Genomic DNA, 17,602 nt, shown 5'->3' with positions numbered 1-17,602 from the left:
TCCCCTGCTCGATCATTTATTAACAGACTATTGATGCAAAGACTAACCCTGCAAAAACCAAGGCAAACCCGGCGGTCGACAAAATCAAGCGAAAATACAACCACAGAGTTGTACAACCCAAAGCTCGAAAAAACACCGGGGAAATTGGTTTGCTAGTCTACTCCGCGCTCCTGGAGTTATCCACAAGAAAACTGAAAATAAATCGCAATCAGCCGGAATTAGCTGATTAAATTCAACCAGTTATACAGATAGACTAATTCCATCAATGACACATAAATCATCACAAAAACATGAAAAATGTGGATAACCCTGTTGATAACCACTGAGCTAACTGGTAGCAAACTGGTAAAACGTCAATGGCGGAGAATAAAGTGCAAATTGCCGATTAAATGGACAAAATTGTTTGCTTTCACCCGGGGCATTCTTTAAAATCCCGCGTCCTTTTACCCCTCGGCCAGTTCAGGGGAGAGATCGGGCAGCAAACCAGGACTTGCTCCAGGTATTGATAGTCCCGAATCCCACCGATTTTTTTAGGCTCGATCCTATAGATAGCAAGCGGCTTCCTCGACAAGCGGCTTCTTAAATATAAGGATCGTTATTTATCAACAACAGGTTAGTGTCATGAAAAGAACATTCCAGCCCAGCAATATCAAGCGCGTTCGCAACCACGGTTTCCGCGCCCGTATGGCGACCAAAAACGGCCGTCTGGTTTTAGCACGTCGCCGCGCTAAAGGCCGTAAGCAGCTGACCCGCGTTTAATGCTTACCCGGTATCCCTAGAGTGAAGCAAGCCTTCGGCAAATCGTTGCGCCTGCTTTGCTCTAGAGATTTCCAAACTGTCTTTGATGACGCTCCCTTCCGCGCTTCGCACCAACTGTTCCTGATCCTCTCCCGTCCCAACCAACTGCCGCATCCCCGCCTGGGGTTGGTCATTGCCAAAAAACACGTGAGCCTCGCTGTCCAGCGCAATCGCATCAAACGCCTGGTGCGTGAACAATTTCGCCTGCAACAGCAGGAATTGGCCGGTTTGGATGTTATTGTGCTCTCCCGCAAGGGGGTTGCCGATTTGGAGAATGCCGAATTTGTCGCCCAATTCCGGCAACAGTTGCAACGTATCCTCAAAAAAGCGCGCCAGCGGGAGGCTAGTTCCAATGCTGATACTGCTCAAACAACTGCTCGCCAGGCTTAATGCCGGTTTGGTGTGGGCAGGTGTCAAGCTGCTCCACGGCTATCGCTATTTGTTGAGCCCCTGGATTGGTAACCAGTGCCGGTTTTATCCCAGCTGTTCCCACTATGCGGAAGAAGCGCTAAAAACCCATGGATTTTTAGCAGGTATTTATCTAACGGCGCGTCGCCTTATAAAATGCCACCCCTGGCACCCGGGGGGAATCGATCCGGTTCCCGAACACGAGGCGACCTGCTGTTCTCACACTCACCCTACTCATGGCAAACACTAAGATGGATTGGCAAAAAAACCTTTTACTCGCCGCGATTGCCGCGGTCATCCTGATGTTGTTTATCCGCTGGAATCACTTCCAGGAACAGCTTCCCCAGCACCAAGCCGGTAATACTCCTGCCGGTAGCAGTATTGCTGCCATAGCACCGGACAGTAACGGCGATATTCCCAGCGCCGTTCCAACCGCCAGTGACACACCCCAGGCTACGGCTGACAGCAGTAAGGTAGAACTGATCCAGGTAAAAACCGACAACTTGCTGGTCACCATTAACCCACTGGGTGGCGATATTGCCAGCGTCTCCCTGCCGCGCCATTTTGCCAAGCTGAATACTCCCGATGAGCCCTTTGTGTTGCTCGATAATCGCAACAACCATACTTATGTGTCACAAAGTGGCTTGATCGGAACCAACGGCACGGATACCGCCCAGGGTCGTCCACTCTTTAACAGCAGCAGCACCAGCTATGAATTAAAAGAAGGGAGTGATGGTCTGGTTGTTGACCTCACCCTGCAACAGGGCGCCGTGAACATCACCAAGCGTTTCAGTTTCAAACGCGGCGATTACCTGATTGGCGTGGAATACCTGATCGACAACCAGGCTGAAACGCCCTGGAGTGCGCAGCTGTATGGCCAGATCAAACGCGATAGCCAGAATTTCGTTAAAGTCAGTGCCCTGGAGATGAACCCCTACTTGGGCGCCGCGATTACCACCAGTGAAGAAAACTACAAGAAGATCCATTTCGAAGACATCGCCAAACAAACCTTTGAAACCAGTCGCCAGGGCGGTTGGGTTGCCATGGTGCAACATTACTTTATCAGCGCCTGGATTCCCGACGCCAGCAGCCAGGTTAACTACAAACTGCGCAAGCTCGGCGACCAGGATCTCTACCTGCTGGGCTTTACGACCCAACCCGTGGTGGTGGAACCCGGTAGTAAAGGTGTGATTAAAGCCAGTTTCTATGCAGGTCCCAAGGATACTGAACGCCTGGAGGAAATCTCCCCTTACCTGGATTTAACCGTGGACTACGGTTGGCTGTGGTGGATCGCCAAACCCCTGTTTGCTTTCCTTAAATTTATCCATGGCTTCCTCGGCAACTGGGGCCTGGCGATTATCGGCTTGACCCTGTCGGTAAAATTGCTGTTTTTCCCCCTGTCAGCCGCCAGCTACAGGTCCATGGCCAAAATGCGCAAGTTGCAGCCCAAGTTGCTGGAGCTGAAAGAGCGCTACGGTGAAGATCGCCAGAAATTCTCCCAGGAAATGATGAAGTTATATAAAACCGAGCAGGTAAATCCCTTTGGCGGTTGCCTGCCACTGCTGATTCAAATGCCGGTGTTTATCGCTCTGTACTGGGTATTGATGGAATCCGTTGAACTGCGCCATGCGCCCTTCTTTGGCTGGATCGAAGACCTGTCGCGCATGGATCCCTATTTTGTGCTGCCGATTATTTACGGTGCCACTATGTGGATCATGCAAAAACTCAATCCGCAGCCCACAGACCCGATGCAGGCGCGCATTATGAACATGCTGCCATTTGTCTTTACCTTTATGTTCCTGTGGTTCCCGGCCGGTCTGGTACTTTACTGGGTCACCAACAACCTGTTGTCTATCGCCCAACAGTACGTGATTACCCGCCAAATCGAACGGGCCGATAGCAAAGCCTGATGAACCCCAATACCGACACCATCGCCGCCATCGCCACTGCCACCGGCCGCGGTGGTGTCGGTATTGTCCGTATCTCCGGTCCCAAAGCCAGGTTCATCGCCGAACGCCTGCTGGGTATCCCCCTGCAGCCGCGCCATGCCCACTTTTGCGATTTTCGCAGCCACAGCGGCGACACCCTCGACCAGGGCATAGCCCTGTTCTTTCCCAACCCCCATTCCTTTACCGGTGAAGATGTCCTGGAATTACAGGGCCACGGCGGCCCGGTAATCCTCGACCTGCTGCTGCGCGAAATCCTGCAACTGGGTGTACGCCTGGCCCGACCGGGGGAATTTTCCGAGCGCGCCTTCCTTAACGATAAACTCGACCTGGCCCAGGCCGAGGCCATTGCCGACCTGATTGATGCCACCACTGAACAGGCGGCGCGCAACGCCTTGCACTCACTGCAAGGGGCTTTTTCCAAACGCATCCAGGATCTGGTCGAGAGCCTGATTCATCTGCGCATCTATGTCGAAGCCAGCATCGACTTCCCGGAAGAAGAAATTGATTTTCTCAGTGACGGCAAGGTTGCCCGGGACCTCGACGATATCTGCCATCGACTGGACAGCGTCTTTAAAGAGGCACGCCAGGGCGCCCTGGTGCGCGATGGTATGCGCGTCGTTATTGCCGGCCGGCCCAATGCCGGTAAATCCAGTTTGCTCAATGCCCTGAGCGGGCGCGAATCCGCCATAGTCACACCAATTGAAGGCACCACCCGCGATGTGCTGCGCGAACATATCCACATCGAGGGTATGCCGTTGCACATCATCGATACCGCCGGCCTGCGCGACAGCCCGGATGAAGTGGAGCAAATCGGCATCCAGCGCGCCTGGAGTGAAATCCAGCAGGCCGATCGCGTCCTGCTGCTGGTGGACAGCCGCCACACTGCCGAGACAGATCCACGGCTTATCTGGCCGGAATTTGTGGATAAGCTTGACGATCCGCACAAAATTACCCTGGTACGCAATAAGATTGACCTGAGCGGTGAACAGGCCGGCCTGTTTGAAAATACCCGAGGGCAGGATTATCTGGGTATCAGCGCCGCTACCGGCAGCGGTATGGATGCCCTGAAAGACCACCTCAAGGCAATTGTGGGTTTCAACGCCTCGGGAGAAGGCGGCTTTACTGCACGCCGCCGCCACCTGGATGCGCTGGAACGCGCCCAACACTTCCTCAACGCCGGCCAGGCGCAACTGCAAGGCTTTGCAGCCGGTGAATTACTGGCAGAAGACCTGCGCCAGGCTCAGCATGCGCTGGGTGAGATTACCGGTGAATTTACCCCGGATGATTTGCTTGGGCGTATCTTCAGCAGTTTTTGTATCGGCAAATAACCCCTTCCTGGTATTTTCCCCATCAAGTTTTCTTAAATCCTTCTCAGACTCTTTCCCGGTAAACCATATCGGGATTGGTGTATTTTCCAGCAAAGATTCCTCTAACAAAAACCTTTATACCGACTTATCGCCAATTTTTTCCACACAGTTACACAGGTTATCCACAGAAAATATCAAAAATCAGCGATAACTCCCTGTTTAACAATACTTTTTCAGGGGTAAACCTGTTCAGGTGTGGGTATATCTGTGTATTGGCTTGCCATAAACTGGCGATGCTTTTGGGGATAAGTCGCCGTTTTTGGAATTTCTGTATAACCCGGGCTTTGATCTACAGCTAAATCCCAGGTTAACCCCGGTTTTCCAGTAGCTTTTCACACGGGTTTTCCATGATTTAACTTATTGAAAATATTATATAAAACTAACTTATCCACAAATTGGGAGTGCACTATATAAAATAACAGTATCAATCTTTTCCTAATCAACATTTCTATATTTCATTTCTAAAAAATTTCTCCTTTGTTGTAACGCGAACCATTTTTGTGAATAAACCGGAAACTGATTATTCCCTGTACAAGTTTTGTGCAAAACAAAGACTCGCTCTATAATGTCGCCCCTTTTGTTTCCCCTCACCTCTCCAGGGTTTTTCCGCAGCCGGTCTGCAAGGTAGTAAGCAATGATTTACCCCGATCGTTTCGACGTGATTGTGATTGGCGGCGGCCATGCCGGTACCGAAGCCTGCCTGGCCGCGGCGCGCATGGGCTGCAAAACCCTGCTGCTGTCGCACAACATAGAAACCCTGGGCCAGATGAGTTGTAACCCGGCTATTGGCGGTATCGGTAAAAGTCATCTGGTGAAGGAAATTGATGCCCTGGGTGGTGCTATGGCGCTCGCTACCGATAAGGGCGGTATTCAATTTCGTGTACTTAATGCACGCAAGGGTCCGGCGGTGCGCGCTACCCGCGCCCAGGCGGATCGGATCCTGTATAAAGCCGCGATTCGCCACACCCTGGAAAACCAGCCCAACCTGTGGATTTTCCAGCAGGCGGTCGATGACCTGATTGTGGAGCAGGATCAGGTGCGCGGTGTGGTGACGCAAATGGGGCTGAAATTTATGGCCGACCAGGTGGTACTCACTGCCGGTACCTTCCTCGGTGGGCTTATCCACATAGGCCTGGAAAATTATTCCGGCGGCCGCGCGGGCGACCCGCCATCTATCGCCCTGTCCAGGCGCCTGCGCGAATTGCCACTGCGTGTGGATCGCCTGAAAACCGGTACGCCGCCGCGTATTGATGCGCGCACGGTCAACTTTGACCTATTGGAAAAACAATGGGGCGACGAGCCGCGCCCGGTAATGTCGGTGCGCGGCAACCGCGCCATGCAGCCGCCGCAAATTTGCTGCTACATCACCCATACCAACGAAAGAACCCATGAGGTGATTCGCAATAACCTGGATCGCTCGCCCATGTATTCCGGGGTGATCGAAGGTATTGGTCCGCGCTATTGCCCGTCCATTGAGGATAAAATCCATCGCTTTGCCGATAAAGACTCACACCAGGTGTTTATCGAGCCTGAGGGATTAACCACCCATGAGCTCTACCCCAACGGGATTTCCACCAGCCTGCCGTTCGATGTGCAACTGCAAATCGTGCGTTCCATGCGGGGTTTCGAAAACGCCCATATCCTGCGTCCCGGCTATGCCATTGAGTACGACTTTTTCAATCCGCAGGATTTGCAGCACAGCCTGGAAACCCGTGTGATTGGCGGCCTGTTCTTCGCCGGCCAGATTAACGGCACGACCGGTTACGAAGAAGCCGGCGCCCAGGGCTTGCTCGCCGGTATCAACGCCGCGCTGCGCGCGCAGGGCAAAGCGGCTTGGTGCCCCACGCGCGACCAGGCCTATATGGGGGTATTGGTGGATGACCTGATTACCCTGGGCACCAAAGAACCCTATCGCATGTTTACCAGCCGCGCCGAATACCGCCTGTTGCTGCGTGAGGACAACGCCGATCTGCGCCTGACCGAAAAAGGCCGCGAGCTGGGGTTAATTGGCGATGAGCAGTGGCAACTCTTCTGCGAAAAACGCGAGCAAATTGCCCTGGAGCAACAGCGCCTGAAGTCCACCTGGATACAGGCGGGTTCTGCCGAGGCAGAGCAAATCGAAGCCAAAATCAACGTCCGCCTGGCGCGCGAGTACAGCTTAATGGACCTGCTCAAGCGCCCCGAACTCAACTATGCCGATGTGGCTAGCTTGAAAGGCGAACCTTTGGCGGGTGAAGCTGCAGCGGAACAGGTAGAGATCGAAGCCAAGTACGCCGGTTATATCGACCGCCAACAGGACGATATCAACCGTCTGCGCGCCTATGAAAACACCCTGATTCCGGAAGACCTGGATTATGCCCAGGTGGAAGGCTTGTCCAACGAAGTAAAACAAAAACTCAGCGCCGCCCGCCCGCAAACCCTGGCGCGCGCGGCACGTATTTCCGGTATCACCCCGGCGGCTATTTCACTGGTGCTGGTGTACCTGAAAAAACGCGGGCTGCTCAAGCGCCTGAAAGACGATCACCCTGTGCCTGAGCAACAAGCCGGTTAAGCGAGAAATCCGTGAGTGATGTAAATTCTGTCCTGCGCAAGCAGCTGCTCAACGGCGCCGCGCAAATGGGGGTTGCCCCGGGCGAGCGACAAACGGAGCAGCTGCTGGCCTATATTCGCGAGTTTGAAAAGTGGAACAAGGCCTATAATCTGTCCGCGGTGCGCGATGTAACACAAATGGTGGCGCGCCACCTGCTGGATAGCCTGAGTGTGGTGCCCTGGATCGCCCGCAGCCCGTATCCGCTGGCGCGCATGATCGATGTGGGTACCGGCGGCGGCCTGCCCGGTATCCCCCTGGCGATCATGTTCCCGGAAAAAACATTTACCCTGCTCGACAGCAATGGTAAAAAAACCCGCTTCCTGTTCCATGTCAAAACCCTGTTGGGCCTGGACAATGTGACGGTGGAAAATCGCCGGGTGGAAGAATTTGCCCCTGCCGGGCTGTTCCAGGGCGTCATCAGCCGCGCCTTTGCCAGCCTGCAGGATATGACCGAAGGTTGCGCTGGCTTGCTGGCGCCCGGTGGAATTTACCTGGCCATGAAAGGCTTGTTTCCGGAAGACGAATTAGTACCTATCGCCGGCAAGATTCGCCTGGTGGAAACCGTTAAACTGCAGGTCGCCGAAACGGATGGCGAGCGCCATTTGCTGATACTTCAACCACAAGAACCTTAATTACAACAATTACTATCCCTGTCGGGGTGCCAAGAGGATGTTGCTTTGACCAAGATCTATGCCATTGCCAATCAAAAAGGCGGTGTTGGCAAAACCACCACCTGCGTCAATCTTGCAGCTTCCCTGGTCGCCACCAAAAAACGGGTACTGCTGGTGGACCTCGACCCTCAGGGCAATGCCACCATGGGTTCGGGTATCGGCAAAAATGAATTGGAAAAAAGTATTTACGATGTACTTACCGAGCGCGAAGCCATCGGCGATTGCCTGGTGTTTTCCGACAGCGGTAAATACCAGGTATTGCCCGCCAATGGCGACCTGACGGCCGCCGAGGTGGAAATGCTGGCGCTGGAGAACAAGGAGCGCCGCCTGCAAAACGCCATCAACCAGGTGCGCGACCAATTCGACTACATCCTGATCGACTGCCCGCCTTCGCTCAATATGCTCACGCTGAATGCGCTCGCAGCTTGTGACGGTGTGATTATCGCCATGCAATGTGAGTACTATGCCCTGGAGGGATTATCGGCGCTGGTCAACACCATCCAGCAAATCCAGCGGGTACTGAATCCCAACCTCAAAATCGAAGGTTTGCTGCGCACCATGTACGATCCGCGCAACAGCCTCACCAACGATGTCTCTGCGCAGTTGCAACAGCACTTTGGCGATCGCCTTTACCGCACCTGTATCCCGCGCAATGTGCGCCTGGCCGAAGCGCCCAGTTTCGGCATGCCGGTGCTGGCGTTTGATCGCCAATCCAAGGGGGCGATTGCCTACCTGGCGCTGGCGGGCGAGATACTGCGCCGCAACGAGCACAGCAGCAAAGCCGCTGTTGAAGCGGCCGCGACTCACTAAACACGGAAATAAGGTTTCACTATGTCAAGCAAACGCAAGGGGTTGGGAAAAGGCCTGGATGCACTTTTGGGCGCAGGCCTGGGGGTAACCGCACCTGCCCCGGAAATGCCCCTGGACCCGGCTGCCGCCGATAGCAAACTGGAGTACAAAGACGGCAAGTTGGCCCATTTACCGGTGGAACTGATCCAGCGCGGCAAATACCAGCCGCGCCGCGATATGCACCCCGAAGCCTTGGAAGAATTGGCCGAGTCCATCAAAGTCCAGGGCGTAATGCAGCCAATCGTGGTGCGCAGTATCGGCGAAGGCCGTTACGAGATCATCGCCGGTGAGCGCCGCTGGCGCGCCACCCAATTGGCTGGCCTGGACAAGATTCCGGCAGTGATTCGCGACGTGCCGGATGAAGCTGCCATCGCCATGGCGCTGATCGAAAACATCCAGCGCGAAAACCTCAACCCTATCGAAGAAGCCATGGCCCTCAAGCGCCTGCAGGATGAGTTCGAACTCACCCACGCTGAAGTGGCCCAGGCTGTAGGCAAATCGCGCGTGACGGTTACCAATTTGCTACGCCTGATAGCCCTGACCGAGGATGTGAAAACCCTGCTGGAACACGGCGACCTGGAAATGGGCCATGCGCGCGCCCTGCTCACCCTCGAACCGGCGCAACAGCGTGAGATCGCCCGCCAGATAGTGGCCAAGGGCTTATCTGTCCGTCAAACCGAAGCGCTGGTACGCCAGGTACAGGAAGGTAAAAACCAGGACAAATTCAAGCCTGAGCAAAATGTTTCGGCGGATATCCGCCGCCTGCAGGACAGCCTGTCAGAGACGTTGGGAGCCGGTGTCGAGATCCAACATGGTGCAAAAGGAAAGGGTAAGTTGGTAATTACTTACAACTCGCTGGATGAGCTCGACGGCATACTGGCGCACATAAAATAATCAATTACAGAATAACTCCGTTTAAATCAGATTTTTTGTGGCCGCCGTTCATGGCCGCCACCCCTGCGGGGCCGCCGCTTCCGGCGTCAAAGATTTCTCCCGGAAATTTTTTGTGCGTAAATTTACAGGGAATTTACTAGTCAGTTTTTGCATTTGGTGCTAGTCCGAAGGTTGCTGCTCGGGGGGTTAGTCTCTATAATGCGCCGCATTTGAGCGTCCGGTTATCACCTTGTTACCAATGGTAATAAGCGATGGTTTATGACAGAATGCCGCCGCCAAAAATAGGGGGAGCCAGCAACCGTGTCACGTTATCTCGATGGCCGCGCTTATGCTCTCCGCGCCCCGGCTTTGCAGTTGCTTATCACCTTGCTCATCGCTGCAGCCGGCGCCCTTTTTCAACATCAAGTCGCCATTTCATTACTTATCGGTGGATTGATTGGAGTTGCAGCCAATACCTGGCTGGCACTCGTGGTTTTTCGCCCGGCGTTAGGGCAGCCGCCGCACAAAATGTTGCTGGCGTTTTATCTGGGACAGGCAAGTAAATGGTTGGTCAGCCTGATACTGCTGGCACTGGCCTTCTCCCGGATTGACTGGCTCAGGGAGCCAACCTACGCCGCGCTTATGCTGCTCGCCTATGTTATGACGCAGCTGGTTGCCTGGTTGATTGCCTACAAAGGCGGTCCCGTTAATGCAGCCACGGGTATTCCGTCCGGGAACGGAAATCGCCGTTGATAAAACAGAATTCTATTTGGGCAATTTTGGATAGTAACCATGGCATCCGCTGAACACGAAGCTCTCACCTCTGCAGGCTATATCAAACACCACCTCACCAATCTCACCTATGGTCAATTGCCTGATGGTAGTTGGGGTTTTGCCAAAAGCGCTGAAGAAGCGGCGCAAATGGGGTTCTGGTCGATCAATGTTGACTCCATGGGCTGGTCCGTATTTTTGGGATTGGTATTTTTCCTGCTCTTTCGCGGTGTTGCCAAAAAAGCCAGTAGCGGTGTGCCTACAGGTTTCCAGAACGGGATTGAAGCCGTTATCGAATTTGTCGATAACAATGTGAAAGGCATGTTCCCCTACAGGAATGCCATGGTGGCGCCTATGGCCCTTACCATTCTGGTGTGGGTGTTCTTTATGAACGCCATGGATCTGGTAGCTATCGACCTGTTGCCTAAAACCGCTGAGGTGATTGCTGTAAATGCCTTTGGTGCGGATCCGCATAATGTTTTCTTCAAGGTTGTACCTTCCACTGATCCCAACGTTACCCTGGGTATGGCTTTTGCCGTGTTCCTGCTGATTATATTTTTCAGTATCCGTGAGAAAGGCATAGGTGGTTTCCTGGGTGAACTGACCCTGCACCCCTTCAGCAGCAAAAATATATTCATACAAATCCTTTGCATTCCTATCAACTTGTTACTTGAGTTGGTCAGCCTGCTTGCCAAACCCGTATCCCTCGGCCTGCGGTTATTCGGCAACCTCTATGCTGGCGAAGTGATTTTTATCCTGATTGCAATTATGTACAGCGTCAATCTGGTACTGGGGTTGTTCGGTATTTCCCTGCAACTCATCTGGGCCCTGTTCCACATTTTGATCATCGCGCTGCAAGCCTTTATTTTCATGGTGCTGACCATCGTGTACATGAGCATGGCTTTCCAGACCAATGAGCAACATTAAGTTTTAACCCACTTTTTTATTTAACCTTAACGAGGAGAAACACTGTGACTGAAGCAGCAGCTTTGATTATTTTGGCAGGTGCACTGGTGATCGGTTTGGGCGCAATCGGCGCTGCAATCGGCGTGGCCCTGCTGGGTGGTAAATTTTTGGAAGGTGCCGCACGTCAGCCTGAATTGCTGCCGATGCTGCGTACGCAATTCTTTGTTGTTATGGGTCTGGTGGACGCGATTCCAATGATCGGTGTTGGTATCGGTATGTACATTCTGTTCGCACTGGGTGCCTAATTCCTGCGGGAACTTACGCCCACGACACTCATCCTTTAACAAAGGCATTCAACTGTGAACTTTAACGCAACTTTCATAGGTCAGATGGTGGCCTTCGCCATCTTCATCTACCTGACGTATCGCTACGTGTGGCCACCCATTGTTGCGGCAATGGCAGAGCGCAGCAAGCGTATCGCCGATGGTCTGCAAGCTGCGGATAGAGCCGAAAAAGATCTGGAACTGGCGCAAAAGAAAGTGGTTGAACAGCTGACTTCTGCCAAGAAGGAAGCTGCTGCCATTATCGACCAGGCCAACAAGCGCGCGATTGAGATTGTTGAAGAAGCAAAACTCAAGGCGCAACAGGAAGCCGAGCGCGTCAAGGCCTCAGCCCAGGCAGAAATCGAACTGGCTACCAGCCGTGCAAAAGAAGAGTTGCGCAGCAAGGTGGTGGTTTTGGCCCTGGCCGGTGCGGAAAAAATTCTGGAATCTTCTATCGATCAAAATGCTCACAACGAGTTGGTTAACAAACTCGCTGCCGAGCTGTAAGAGAGGTAGATATGGCTGAACTAACCACCTTGGCAAGACCTTACGCCAAAGCAGCATTTGAATTTGCCCAGGCTGCCAATCAATTGCAGTCCTGGTATGAAGCACTGGAAGTTTCAGCCGCCGTAGCAGCACAGGAGCAGGTTAAAAAAGCGCTCGCCGCTTCAGCCCTGTCTGCACAGCAAAAAGCTTCCGTCTTCGTGCAAGTTTGCGGTGATCAGCTGGATGAAAAGCAACAAAACTTCATCCGCACCCTTGCGAGCAACAAGCGTCTGGCACTGCTTCCTTATATCAAGGAGTTGTTCGCCAGAATGAAGGCCCAGCAGGAAAAAACGATTGATGTCGAGGTGACAGCAGCTTATGAGTTGCCTGTCGACCTGATTAACAAACTGGCCCAAGCCCTGAGCGCCAAACTGGATCGTAACGTGAGTGTACACAGCTCTATAAACAAGAGCTTGCTGGGTGGTGTTGTTATCCACACCGGTGACACAGTTATCGACGGTTCAGTGCGCGGACGTTTGGCTAAACTCGCCGAAGCATTGAAATCCTAACTAATTAGGGTTGAGGAACAGAGCATGCAGCAACTGAATCCTTCTGAAATCAGCGAAATCATCAAGCAGCGTATTGCCGGTCTTGAATTTTCAACAGAAGCTCAAAACGAAGGTACTGTGGTTTCCGTAACCGACGGTATTATTCGTATCCACGGTCTCGCCGAAGTGATGTACGGCGAAATGATCGAATTTGAAGGCGGTGTCTATGGTATGGCACTGAACCTGGAGCGCGACTCCGTCGGCGCAGTAATCCTGGGCGATTACCGCGGTGTTGCCGAAGGCCAAAAATGTAAGTGCACCGGTCGCATCCTTGAAGTACCCGTTGGCCCCGAATTGCTCGGCCGTGTGGTGGATGCCCTGGGTAACCCCATCGATGGCAAAGGCCCTATCAATACCAGCCAAACCGATGCGGTGGAAAAAATTGCCCCTGGCGTTATCTGGCGTAAGTCGGTAGACCAGCCAGTGCAAATCGGTTTGAAAGCGATCGATGCCATGGTGCCGATTGGCCGTGGCCAGCGCGAGCTGATCATCGGTGACCGCCAGATTGGTAAAACGGCTATTGCGGTTGATGCGATCATCAACCAAAAAGGCTCTGGCATTAAGTGTATTTACGTAGCTATCGGCCAGAAAGCCTCTTCTATTGCCAGCGTTGTGCGCAAGCTGGAAGAGCACGGTGCCATGGATCACACCATCGTAATTGCTGCTACCGCATCTGACCCAGCAGCCATGCAATTCCTGGCACCTTTTGCCGGTTGCACCATGGGTGAATACTTCCGCGACCGCGGCCAGGATGCACTGATTATTTATGACGACCTGACCAAGCAGGCCTGGGCTTACCGTCAAATCTCCCTGCTGCTGCGCCGTCCACCAGGTCGTGAAGCCTATCCTGGCGATGTGTTCTATCTGCATTCGCGCCTGCTGGAGCGCGCCTCTCGCGTGAGCGAAGAGTACGTGGAGAAGTTCACCAATGGTGAAGTGAAAGGCCAAACAGGTTCCTTAACCGCGCTGCCGATCATTGAAACCCAGGCCGGTGACGTTTCTGCGTTCGTTCCCACCAACGTGATTTCTATCACCGATGGTCAGATCTTCCTGGAATCGTCCATGTTCAACGCGGGTGTTCGCCCGTCAATGAACGCCGGTATCTCTGTATCCCGTGTGGGTGGTGCAGCGCAGACCAAGGTGATCAAGAAACTGTCCGGTGGTATTCGTACCGCACTGGCGCAGTATCGCGAGTTGGCGGCCTTCTCCCAGTTTGCTTCTGACCTGGACGAAGCGACCAAGTCGCAACTGGAACACGGCCAACGCGTTACCGAGCTGATGAAGCAAAAGCAATTTGCGCCCCTTTCTGTTGCACAAATGGCGCTGGTGCTTTATGCCGCTAACGAAGGTCACCTGAAAGATATCGAAGTGAACAAGGTGCTGGATTTTGAAGCGGCCCTGCTCTCCTTCGCCAAAGCGGAGTACGCCGATACCATAGCGCATATCGATGCGACTGGCGATTGGAATGGCGAACTGGAAGGCAAGTTCAAAGAGCTGATCACCAAGCTCAAAGCAAGCCGCACCTGGTAATGGGAAGCTGCGCAACGCGCAGCTTCATCACTCTCTCAAGAGTCTTTGAGTATGGCAGGTACAAAAGAAATTCGGACGCAGATATCGAGCGTCAAAAGCACACAAAAAATTACTAGCGCAATGGAAATGGTTGCCGCCAGTAAGATGCGTCGTGCACAGGATCGCATGCAGTTGGGCAAGCCCTACGCCACGCGTATTCGCGCCGTGATCGGCCATCTGGCCAACGCCAGCGCCGAATACAAGCACCGCTTTATGAAAGAGCGTGAAGTCAAGCGTGTGGGTTATATCCTGGTTTCCAGTGACCGCGGACTCTGTGGTGGTTTGAACATCAACGCGTTCAAAACCGCTATCAAAAGTATGAAGGTCTGGGCTGATCAGGGTATTGCTATCGACCTGTGTATTATCGGTGCCAAAGCTGCACAGTTTTTCAAAACCTACGGCGGCAATGTGATTGCCTCGACCCGCGATATCGGTGAAGCACCGGAATTAGCGGATCTGATTGGCAGCGTCAAAGTCATGCTCGATGCGTTTGAAGAAGGCAAGATCGACAAGCTGTTCCTGGTAAGTAACGAATTCGTCAACACCATGACCCAAAAGCCCAATGTCCATCAGTTGTTGCCGCTGGTTGCAGAAGAGACCACCAAGCTCAAGCATCACTGGGATTACATTTACGAGCCGGACGCAGAAGCCTTGTTGAAAGGGCTGCTCACCCGCTATATCGAGTCGCAAGTGTATCAAGCGGTTGTCGAAAACGCGGCCTGTGAACAGGCCGCGCGTATGATCGCGATGAAAAACGCTACCGATAACGCCGGTGAACTGATCGACACCCTTAAGCTGATTTATAACAAGGCGCGTCAGGCAGCAATTACCCAGGAACTGTCGGAAATTGTGGGCGGTGCGGCAGCGGTGCAATAAGCTGCAAGTTCCCCACTAACCAGCGAAACACTAGGCTAGCGAAAAGTTTTTGTTTTTAAACCTTCACATTTTTGATCCAAGGCTTTTGTCAAAGAGCCCCTGGACAAAGAGGAACCGGAAATGAGTAGCGGACGTATCGTTCAGATTATCGGTGCCGTTATCGACGTGGAATTCCCGCGCGATGCAGTACCCAAAGTTTATGATGCACTGGTTATCAGCGAAGGCAACCTTACCCTCGAAGTGCAACAGCAATTAGGCGACGGTGTAGTGCGCACTATTGCTCTTGGTTCCTCCGAAGGTTTGCGTCGCGGCCTGAGCGTAACCAATACCAACGAACCCATCAAAGTGCCCGTGGGAACGCAAACCCTGGGTCGCATTATGGATGTGTTGGGTAACCCGATTGACGAAGCCGGCCCCATCGGCGAACAGGAGCGTATGCAGATTCACCGCGCTGCGCCTGCCTATGAAGAGCTTGCCGCTTCAGAAGAACTGCTGGAAACCGGTATTAAGGTAATCGACCTGGTTTGCCCTTTCGCCAAAGGCGGTAAGGTCGGCCTGTTCGGTGGTGCCGGTGTAGGTAAAACCGTAAACATGATGGAACTCATCAACAATATCGCCAAAGAGCACAGCGGTTTGTCGGTGTTTGCCGGTGTGGGTGAGCGCACCCGTGAAGGTAACGACTTCTACCACGAGATGAAAGATTCCAACGTGGTCGACAAAGTAGCCATGGTGTACGGCCAGATGAACGAGCCGCCAGGCAACCGTTTGCGCGTAGCCCTGACCGGTTTGACCATGGCGGAAAAATTCCGTGACGAAGGTCGTGACGTTCTGTTGTTCGTTGACAATATCTACCGTTACACCCTGGCCGGCACCGAAGTATCTGCCCTCCTGGGCCGTATGCCTTCAGCGGTGGGTTACCAACCAACACTGGCAGAAGAAATGGGTGTGCTGCAAGAGCGCATTACATCTACCAAGATCGGTTCTATTACCTCTGTACAAGCCGTATACGTACCGGCGGACGACCTGACTGACCCGTCACCCGCGACTACCTTTGCGCACTTGGACTCTACCGTAGTATTGAGTCGTGATATTGCGGCGAAAGGTATTTATCCGGCGATTGATCCACTGGACTCTACCTCGCGCCAGCTTGATCCAATGGTTATTGGTAACGAGCACTACTTAGTAGCCCGCGGTGTCCAATCGGTATTGCAACGTTACAAAGAGCTGAAAGATATTATTGCCATCCTGGGTATGGACGAACTGTCAGAAGAAGACAAGTTGACTGTAAACCGTGCGCGTAAAATCGAGCGTTTCCTGTCCCAGCCTTTCCACGTGGCAGAAGTATTTACCGGTTCACCCGGCAAGTACGTTCCCCTGAAAGAAACCATTCGTGGTTTCAAAGGCTTGTTAGCCGGTGATTACGATCACCTGCCTGAACAAGCCTTCTATATGGTGGGCGGTATCGACGAAGCCATCGAAAAAGCCGGCAAACTCAAGTAATAACCTCAGCCCCGTGCCAAGCGGGGCTGGTTTGCCGTTTACCCAAGTTCAAGAGACACAAGTATGGCCATGACTCTTCAATGCGATATCGTCAGTGCTGAGCGTGAAATCTTCTCCGGCCTGGTGGAGATGGTCGTTGCAACAGGTGCCCTGGGTGATCTGGGTGTTGCCTATGGTCACGCGCCTTTGCTGACCAGCATTAATCCAGGTCCGGTGCGTGTCATCAAACAGGGTGGAACCGAAGAAATTTTCTACGTGTCCGGTGGTTACCTTGAAGTTCAACCCTACCATGTGACTGTGCTGGCCGACACTGCCCTGCGCGCCAATGATATGGATGAGGCTGCTGCGCTTGAAGCGCAAGAGCGCGCCCAGCATCAATTGGCTGAGCAGGCATCGGAAATCGATTTCCAGCGCGCTGCCGTACAACTGGCAGAAGCCGCTGCGCAATTGCGCACCTTGCAGGCGATCAAAAAGAAAGCCGGCAAATAAGCAAGTTGCGATTTCAATAAAAAACGGGCCTCAACTGAGGCCCGTTTTTTATCAACATAAGCACATTATATTTTCACCCACAACACAGCTTAAATTTCCTACCACTGCCACACAGGCATGGATCATTGCGACCGGGTTTGAGTTGGCCTTCACGGGTTGTGCCGTGGAGGTAATACCAATGGCCCTGCTCTCGCACAAAATCCGATTCTTCCTGCAGAAAACCCCAGTGTGTTCCCTCGCGATAGACAGCGCGAAAGTGGACCTTGCCATGGTCTTGCTGCTGGCTTGCACTCAATACCTGCAGCCCGCGCCAGTCCGGCGAGTTTTCCAGGCTGAGTGAGATCGGGCGGGTGGAGCTGTGCCAGCTTTGCAGCAGGTAATCGCCGAGTCGCAGGACAAAGGCGCTGTAGCGCGAGCGCATTAAGGCTTCCGGGTTGGCAGCGGGCGTGCCCTGGTGCAGGGGTTGGCAGCAGATGCTGTAATTGAGGCGGGAGCCGCAGGGGCAAAGGAGGTTGTTCATCGTGGCGAGCCAGGCATTGTCGAGCTCGTCACACTAGCGAAATGGGTTA

General features: G+C 53.3%; 19 protein-coding genes. 18 read left to right on the top strand and 1 reads right to left on the bottom strand.

Annotation, left to right across the window (positions count from 1 at the left end):
- The first annotated feature begins 621 nt into the window (after positions 1-621).
- The 18 genes from rpmH (at position 622) to CJA_RS18360 (ending at position 17,033) form a co-directional block, all read left to right on the top strand.
- Positions 622-759: a 50S ribosomal protein L34 gene (gene rpmH / locus CJA_RS18440; protein WP_012489389.1), complete on the top strand. Its 138-nt coding sequence runs from the start codon at positions 622-624 to the stop codon at positions 757-759.
- Between the two features lie 21 nt (positions 760-780).
- Positions 781-1,188, top strand: a complete 408-nt coding sequence (gene rnpA / locus CJA_RS18435) for a ribonuclease P protein component (protein WP_012489388.1) — start codon at positions 781-783, stop codon at positions 1,186-1,188.
- Positions 1,151-1,456, top strand: a complete 306-nt coding sequence (gene yidD, locus CJA_RS19220) for a membrane protein insertion efficiency factor YidD (protein WP_202944169.1) — start codon at positions 1,151-1,153, stop codon at positions 1,454-1,456. Before rnpA ends, yidD begins: the two co-directional genes overlap by 38 nt.
- A gap of 1 nt (position 1,457) precedes the next feature.
- Entirely contained in the window at positions 1,458-3,116 is a 1,659-nt protein-coding gene (gene yidC / locus CJA_RS18430; protein WP_012489386.1) for a membrane protein insertase YidC, read from the top strand.
- Positions 3,116-4,483: a tRNA uridine-5-carboxymethylaminomethyl(34) synthesis GTPase MnmE gene (gene mnmE, locus CJA_RS18425; protein ID WP_012489385.1), complete on the top strand. Its 1,368-nt coding sequence runs from the start codon at positions 3,116-3,118 to the stop codon at positions 4,481-4,483. Before yidC ends, mnmE begins: the two co-directional genes overlap by 1 nt.
- A 673-nt stretch (positions 4,484-5,156) precedes the next feature.
- The gene (gene mnmG / locus CJA_RS18420; RefSeq protein WP_012489383.1) at positions 5,157-7,073 is read left to right on the top strand and encodes a tRNA uridine-5-carboxymethylaminomethyl(34) synthesis enzyme MnmG; all 1,917 of its coding nucleotides are present in this window, start codon (positions 5,157-5,159) and stop codon (positions 7,071-7,073) included.
- An 11-nt stretch (positions 7,074-7,084) separates the two neighbouring features.
- Positions 7,085-7,744, top strand: a complete 660-nt coding sequence (rsmG, locus tag CJA_RS18415; protein ID WP_012489382.1) for a 16S rRNA (guanine(527)-N(7))-methyltransferase RsmG — start codon at positions 7,085-7,087, stop codon at positions 7,742-7,744.
- Positions 7,745-7,789: 45 nt separating this feature from the next.
- On the top strand, positions 7,790-8,593 hold the full coding sequence (locus CJA_RS18410) for a ParA family protein (RefSeq protein ID WP_012489381.1): 804 nt from the start codon (positions 7,790-7,792) through the stop codon (positions 8,591-8,593).
- 21 nt (positions 8,594-8,614) lie between these two features.
- Positions 8,615-9,526, top strand: a complete 912-nt coding sequence (locus CJA_RS18405) for a ParB/RepB/Spo0J family partition protein (RefSeq protein ID WP_012489380.1) — start codon at positions 8,615-8,617, stop codon at positions 9,524-9,526.
- A gap of 300 nt (positions 9,527-9,826) precedes the next feature.
- Positions 9,827-10,258: an ATP synthase subunit I gene (locus tag CJA_RS18400; protein ID WP_012489379.1), complete on the top strand. Its 432-nt coding sequence runs from the start codon at positions 9,827-9,829 to the stop codon at positions 10,256-10,258.
- A 39-nt stretch (positions 10,259-10,297) separates the two neighbouring features.
- Positions 10,298-11,203 carry a F0F1 ATP synthase subunit A gene (gene atpB / locus CJA_RS18395; protein ID WP_012489378.1) on the top strand — a complete coding sequence of 302 codons (906 nt, stop codon included), beginning with the start codon at positions 10,298-10,300 and terminating at the stop codon, positions 11,201-11,203.
- Positions 11,204-11,247: 44 nt separating this feature from the next.
- Entirely contained in the window at positions 11,248-11,487 is a 240-nt protein-coding gene (gene atpE, locus CJA_RS18390; protein WP_012489377.1) for a F0F1 ATP synthase subunit C, read from the top strand.
- 54 nt (positions 11,488-11,541) lie between these two features.
- A complete protein-coding gene (locus CJA_RS18385) occupies positions 11,542-12,012 on the top strand; it encodes a F0F1 ATP synthase subunit B (RefSeq protein WP_012489376.1) in 471 nt (156 codons plus the stop codon).
- An 11-nt stretch (positions 12,013-12,023) separates the two neighbouring features.
- Positions 12,024-12,560, top strand: a complete 537-nt coding sequence (locus CJA_RS18380; protein WP_012489375.1) for a F0F1 ATP synthase subunit delta — start codon at positions 12,024-12,026, stop codon at positions 12,558-12,560.
- 24 nt (positions 12,561-12,584) lie between these two features.
- A complete protein-coding gene (gene atpA, locus CJA_RS18375) occupies positions 12,585-14,129 on the top strand; it encodes a F0F1 ATP synthase subunit alpha (RefSeq protein ID WP_012489374.1) in 1,545 nt (514 codons plus the stop codon).
- Positions 14,130-14,180: 51 nt separating this feature from the next.
- The gene (gene atpG / locus CJA_RS18370; RefSeq protein ID WP_012489373.1) at positions 14,181-15,044 is read left to right on the top strand and encodes a F0F1 ATP synthase subunit gamma; all 864 of its coding nucleotides are present in this window, start codon (positions 14,181-14,183) and stop codon (positions 15,042-15,044) included.
- Positions 15,045-15,164: 120 nt separating this feature from the next.
- On the top strand, positions 15,165-16,544 hold the full coding sequence (atpD, locus tag CJA_RS18365) for a F0F1 ATP synthase subunit beta (RefSeq protein WP_012489372.1): 1,380 nt from the start codon (positions 15,165-15,167) through the stop codon (positions 16,542-16,544).
- A 63-nt stretch (positions 16,545-16,607) separates the two neighbouring features.
- The gene (locus CJA_RS18360; RefSeq protein WP_012489371.1) at positions 16,608-17,033 is read left to right on the top strand and encodes a F0F1 ATP synthase subunit epsilon; all 426 of its coding nucleotides are present in this window, start codon (positions 16,608-16,610) and stop codon (positions 17,031-17,033) included.
- 73 nt (positions 17,034-17,106) lie between these two features.
- On the opposite strand, the gene CJA_RS18355 is transcribed toward CJA_RS18360, so the two are convergent.
- Entirely contained in the window at positions 17,107-17,553 is a 447-nt protein-coding gene (locus tag CJA_RS18355) for a YchJ family protein (RefSeq protein WP_012489370.1), read from the bottom strand.
- Between the last annotated feature and the right edge of the window lie 49 nt (positions 17,554-17,602).

This window comes from Cellvibrio japonicus Ueda107, from assembly GCF_000019225.1.
Lineage (GTDB): Bacteria > Pseudomonadota > Gammaproteobacteria > Pseudomonadales > Cellvibrionaceae > Cellvibrio > Cellvibrio japonicus.
The sequence above is the reverse complement of the archived record's forward strand: the minus strand, read 5'-3'. Positions and strand labels throughout refer to the sequence as shown.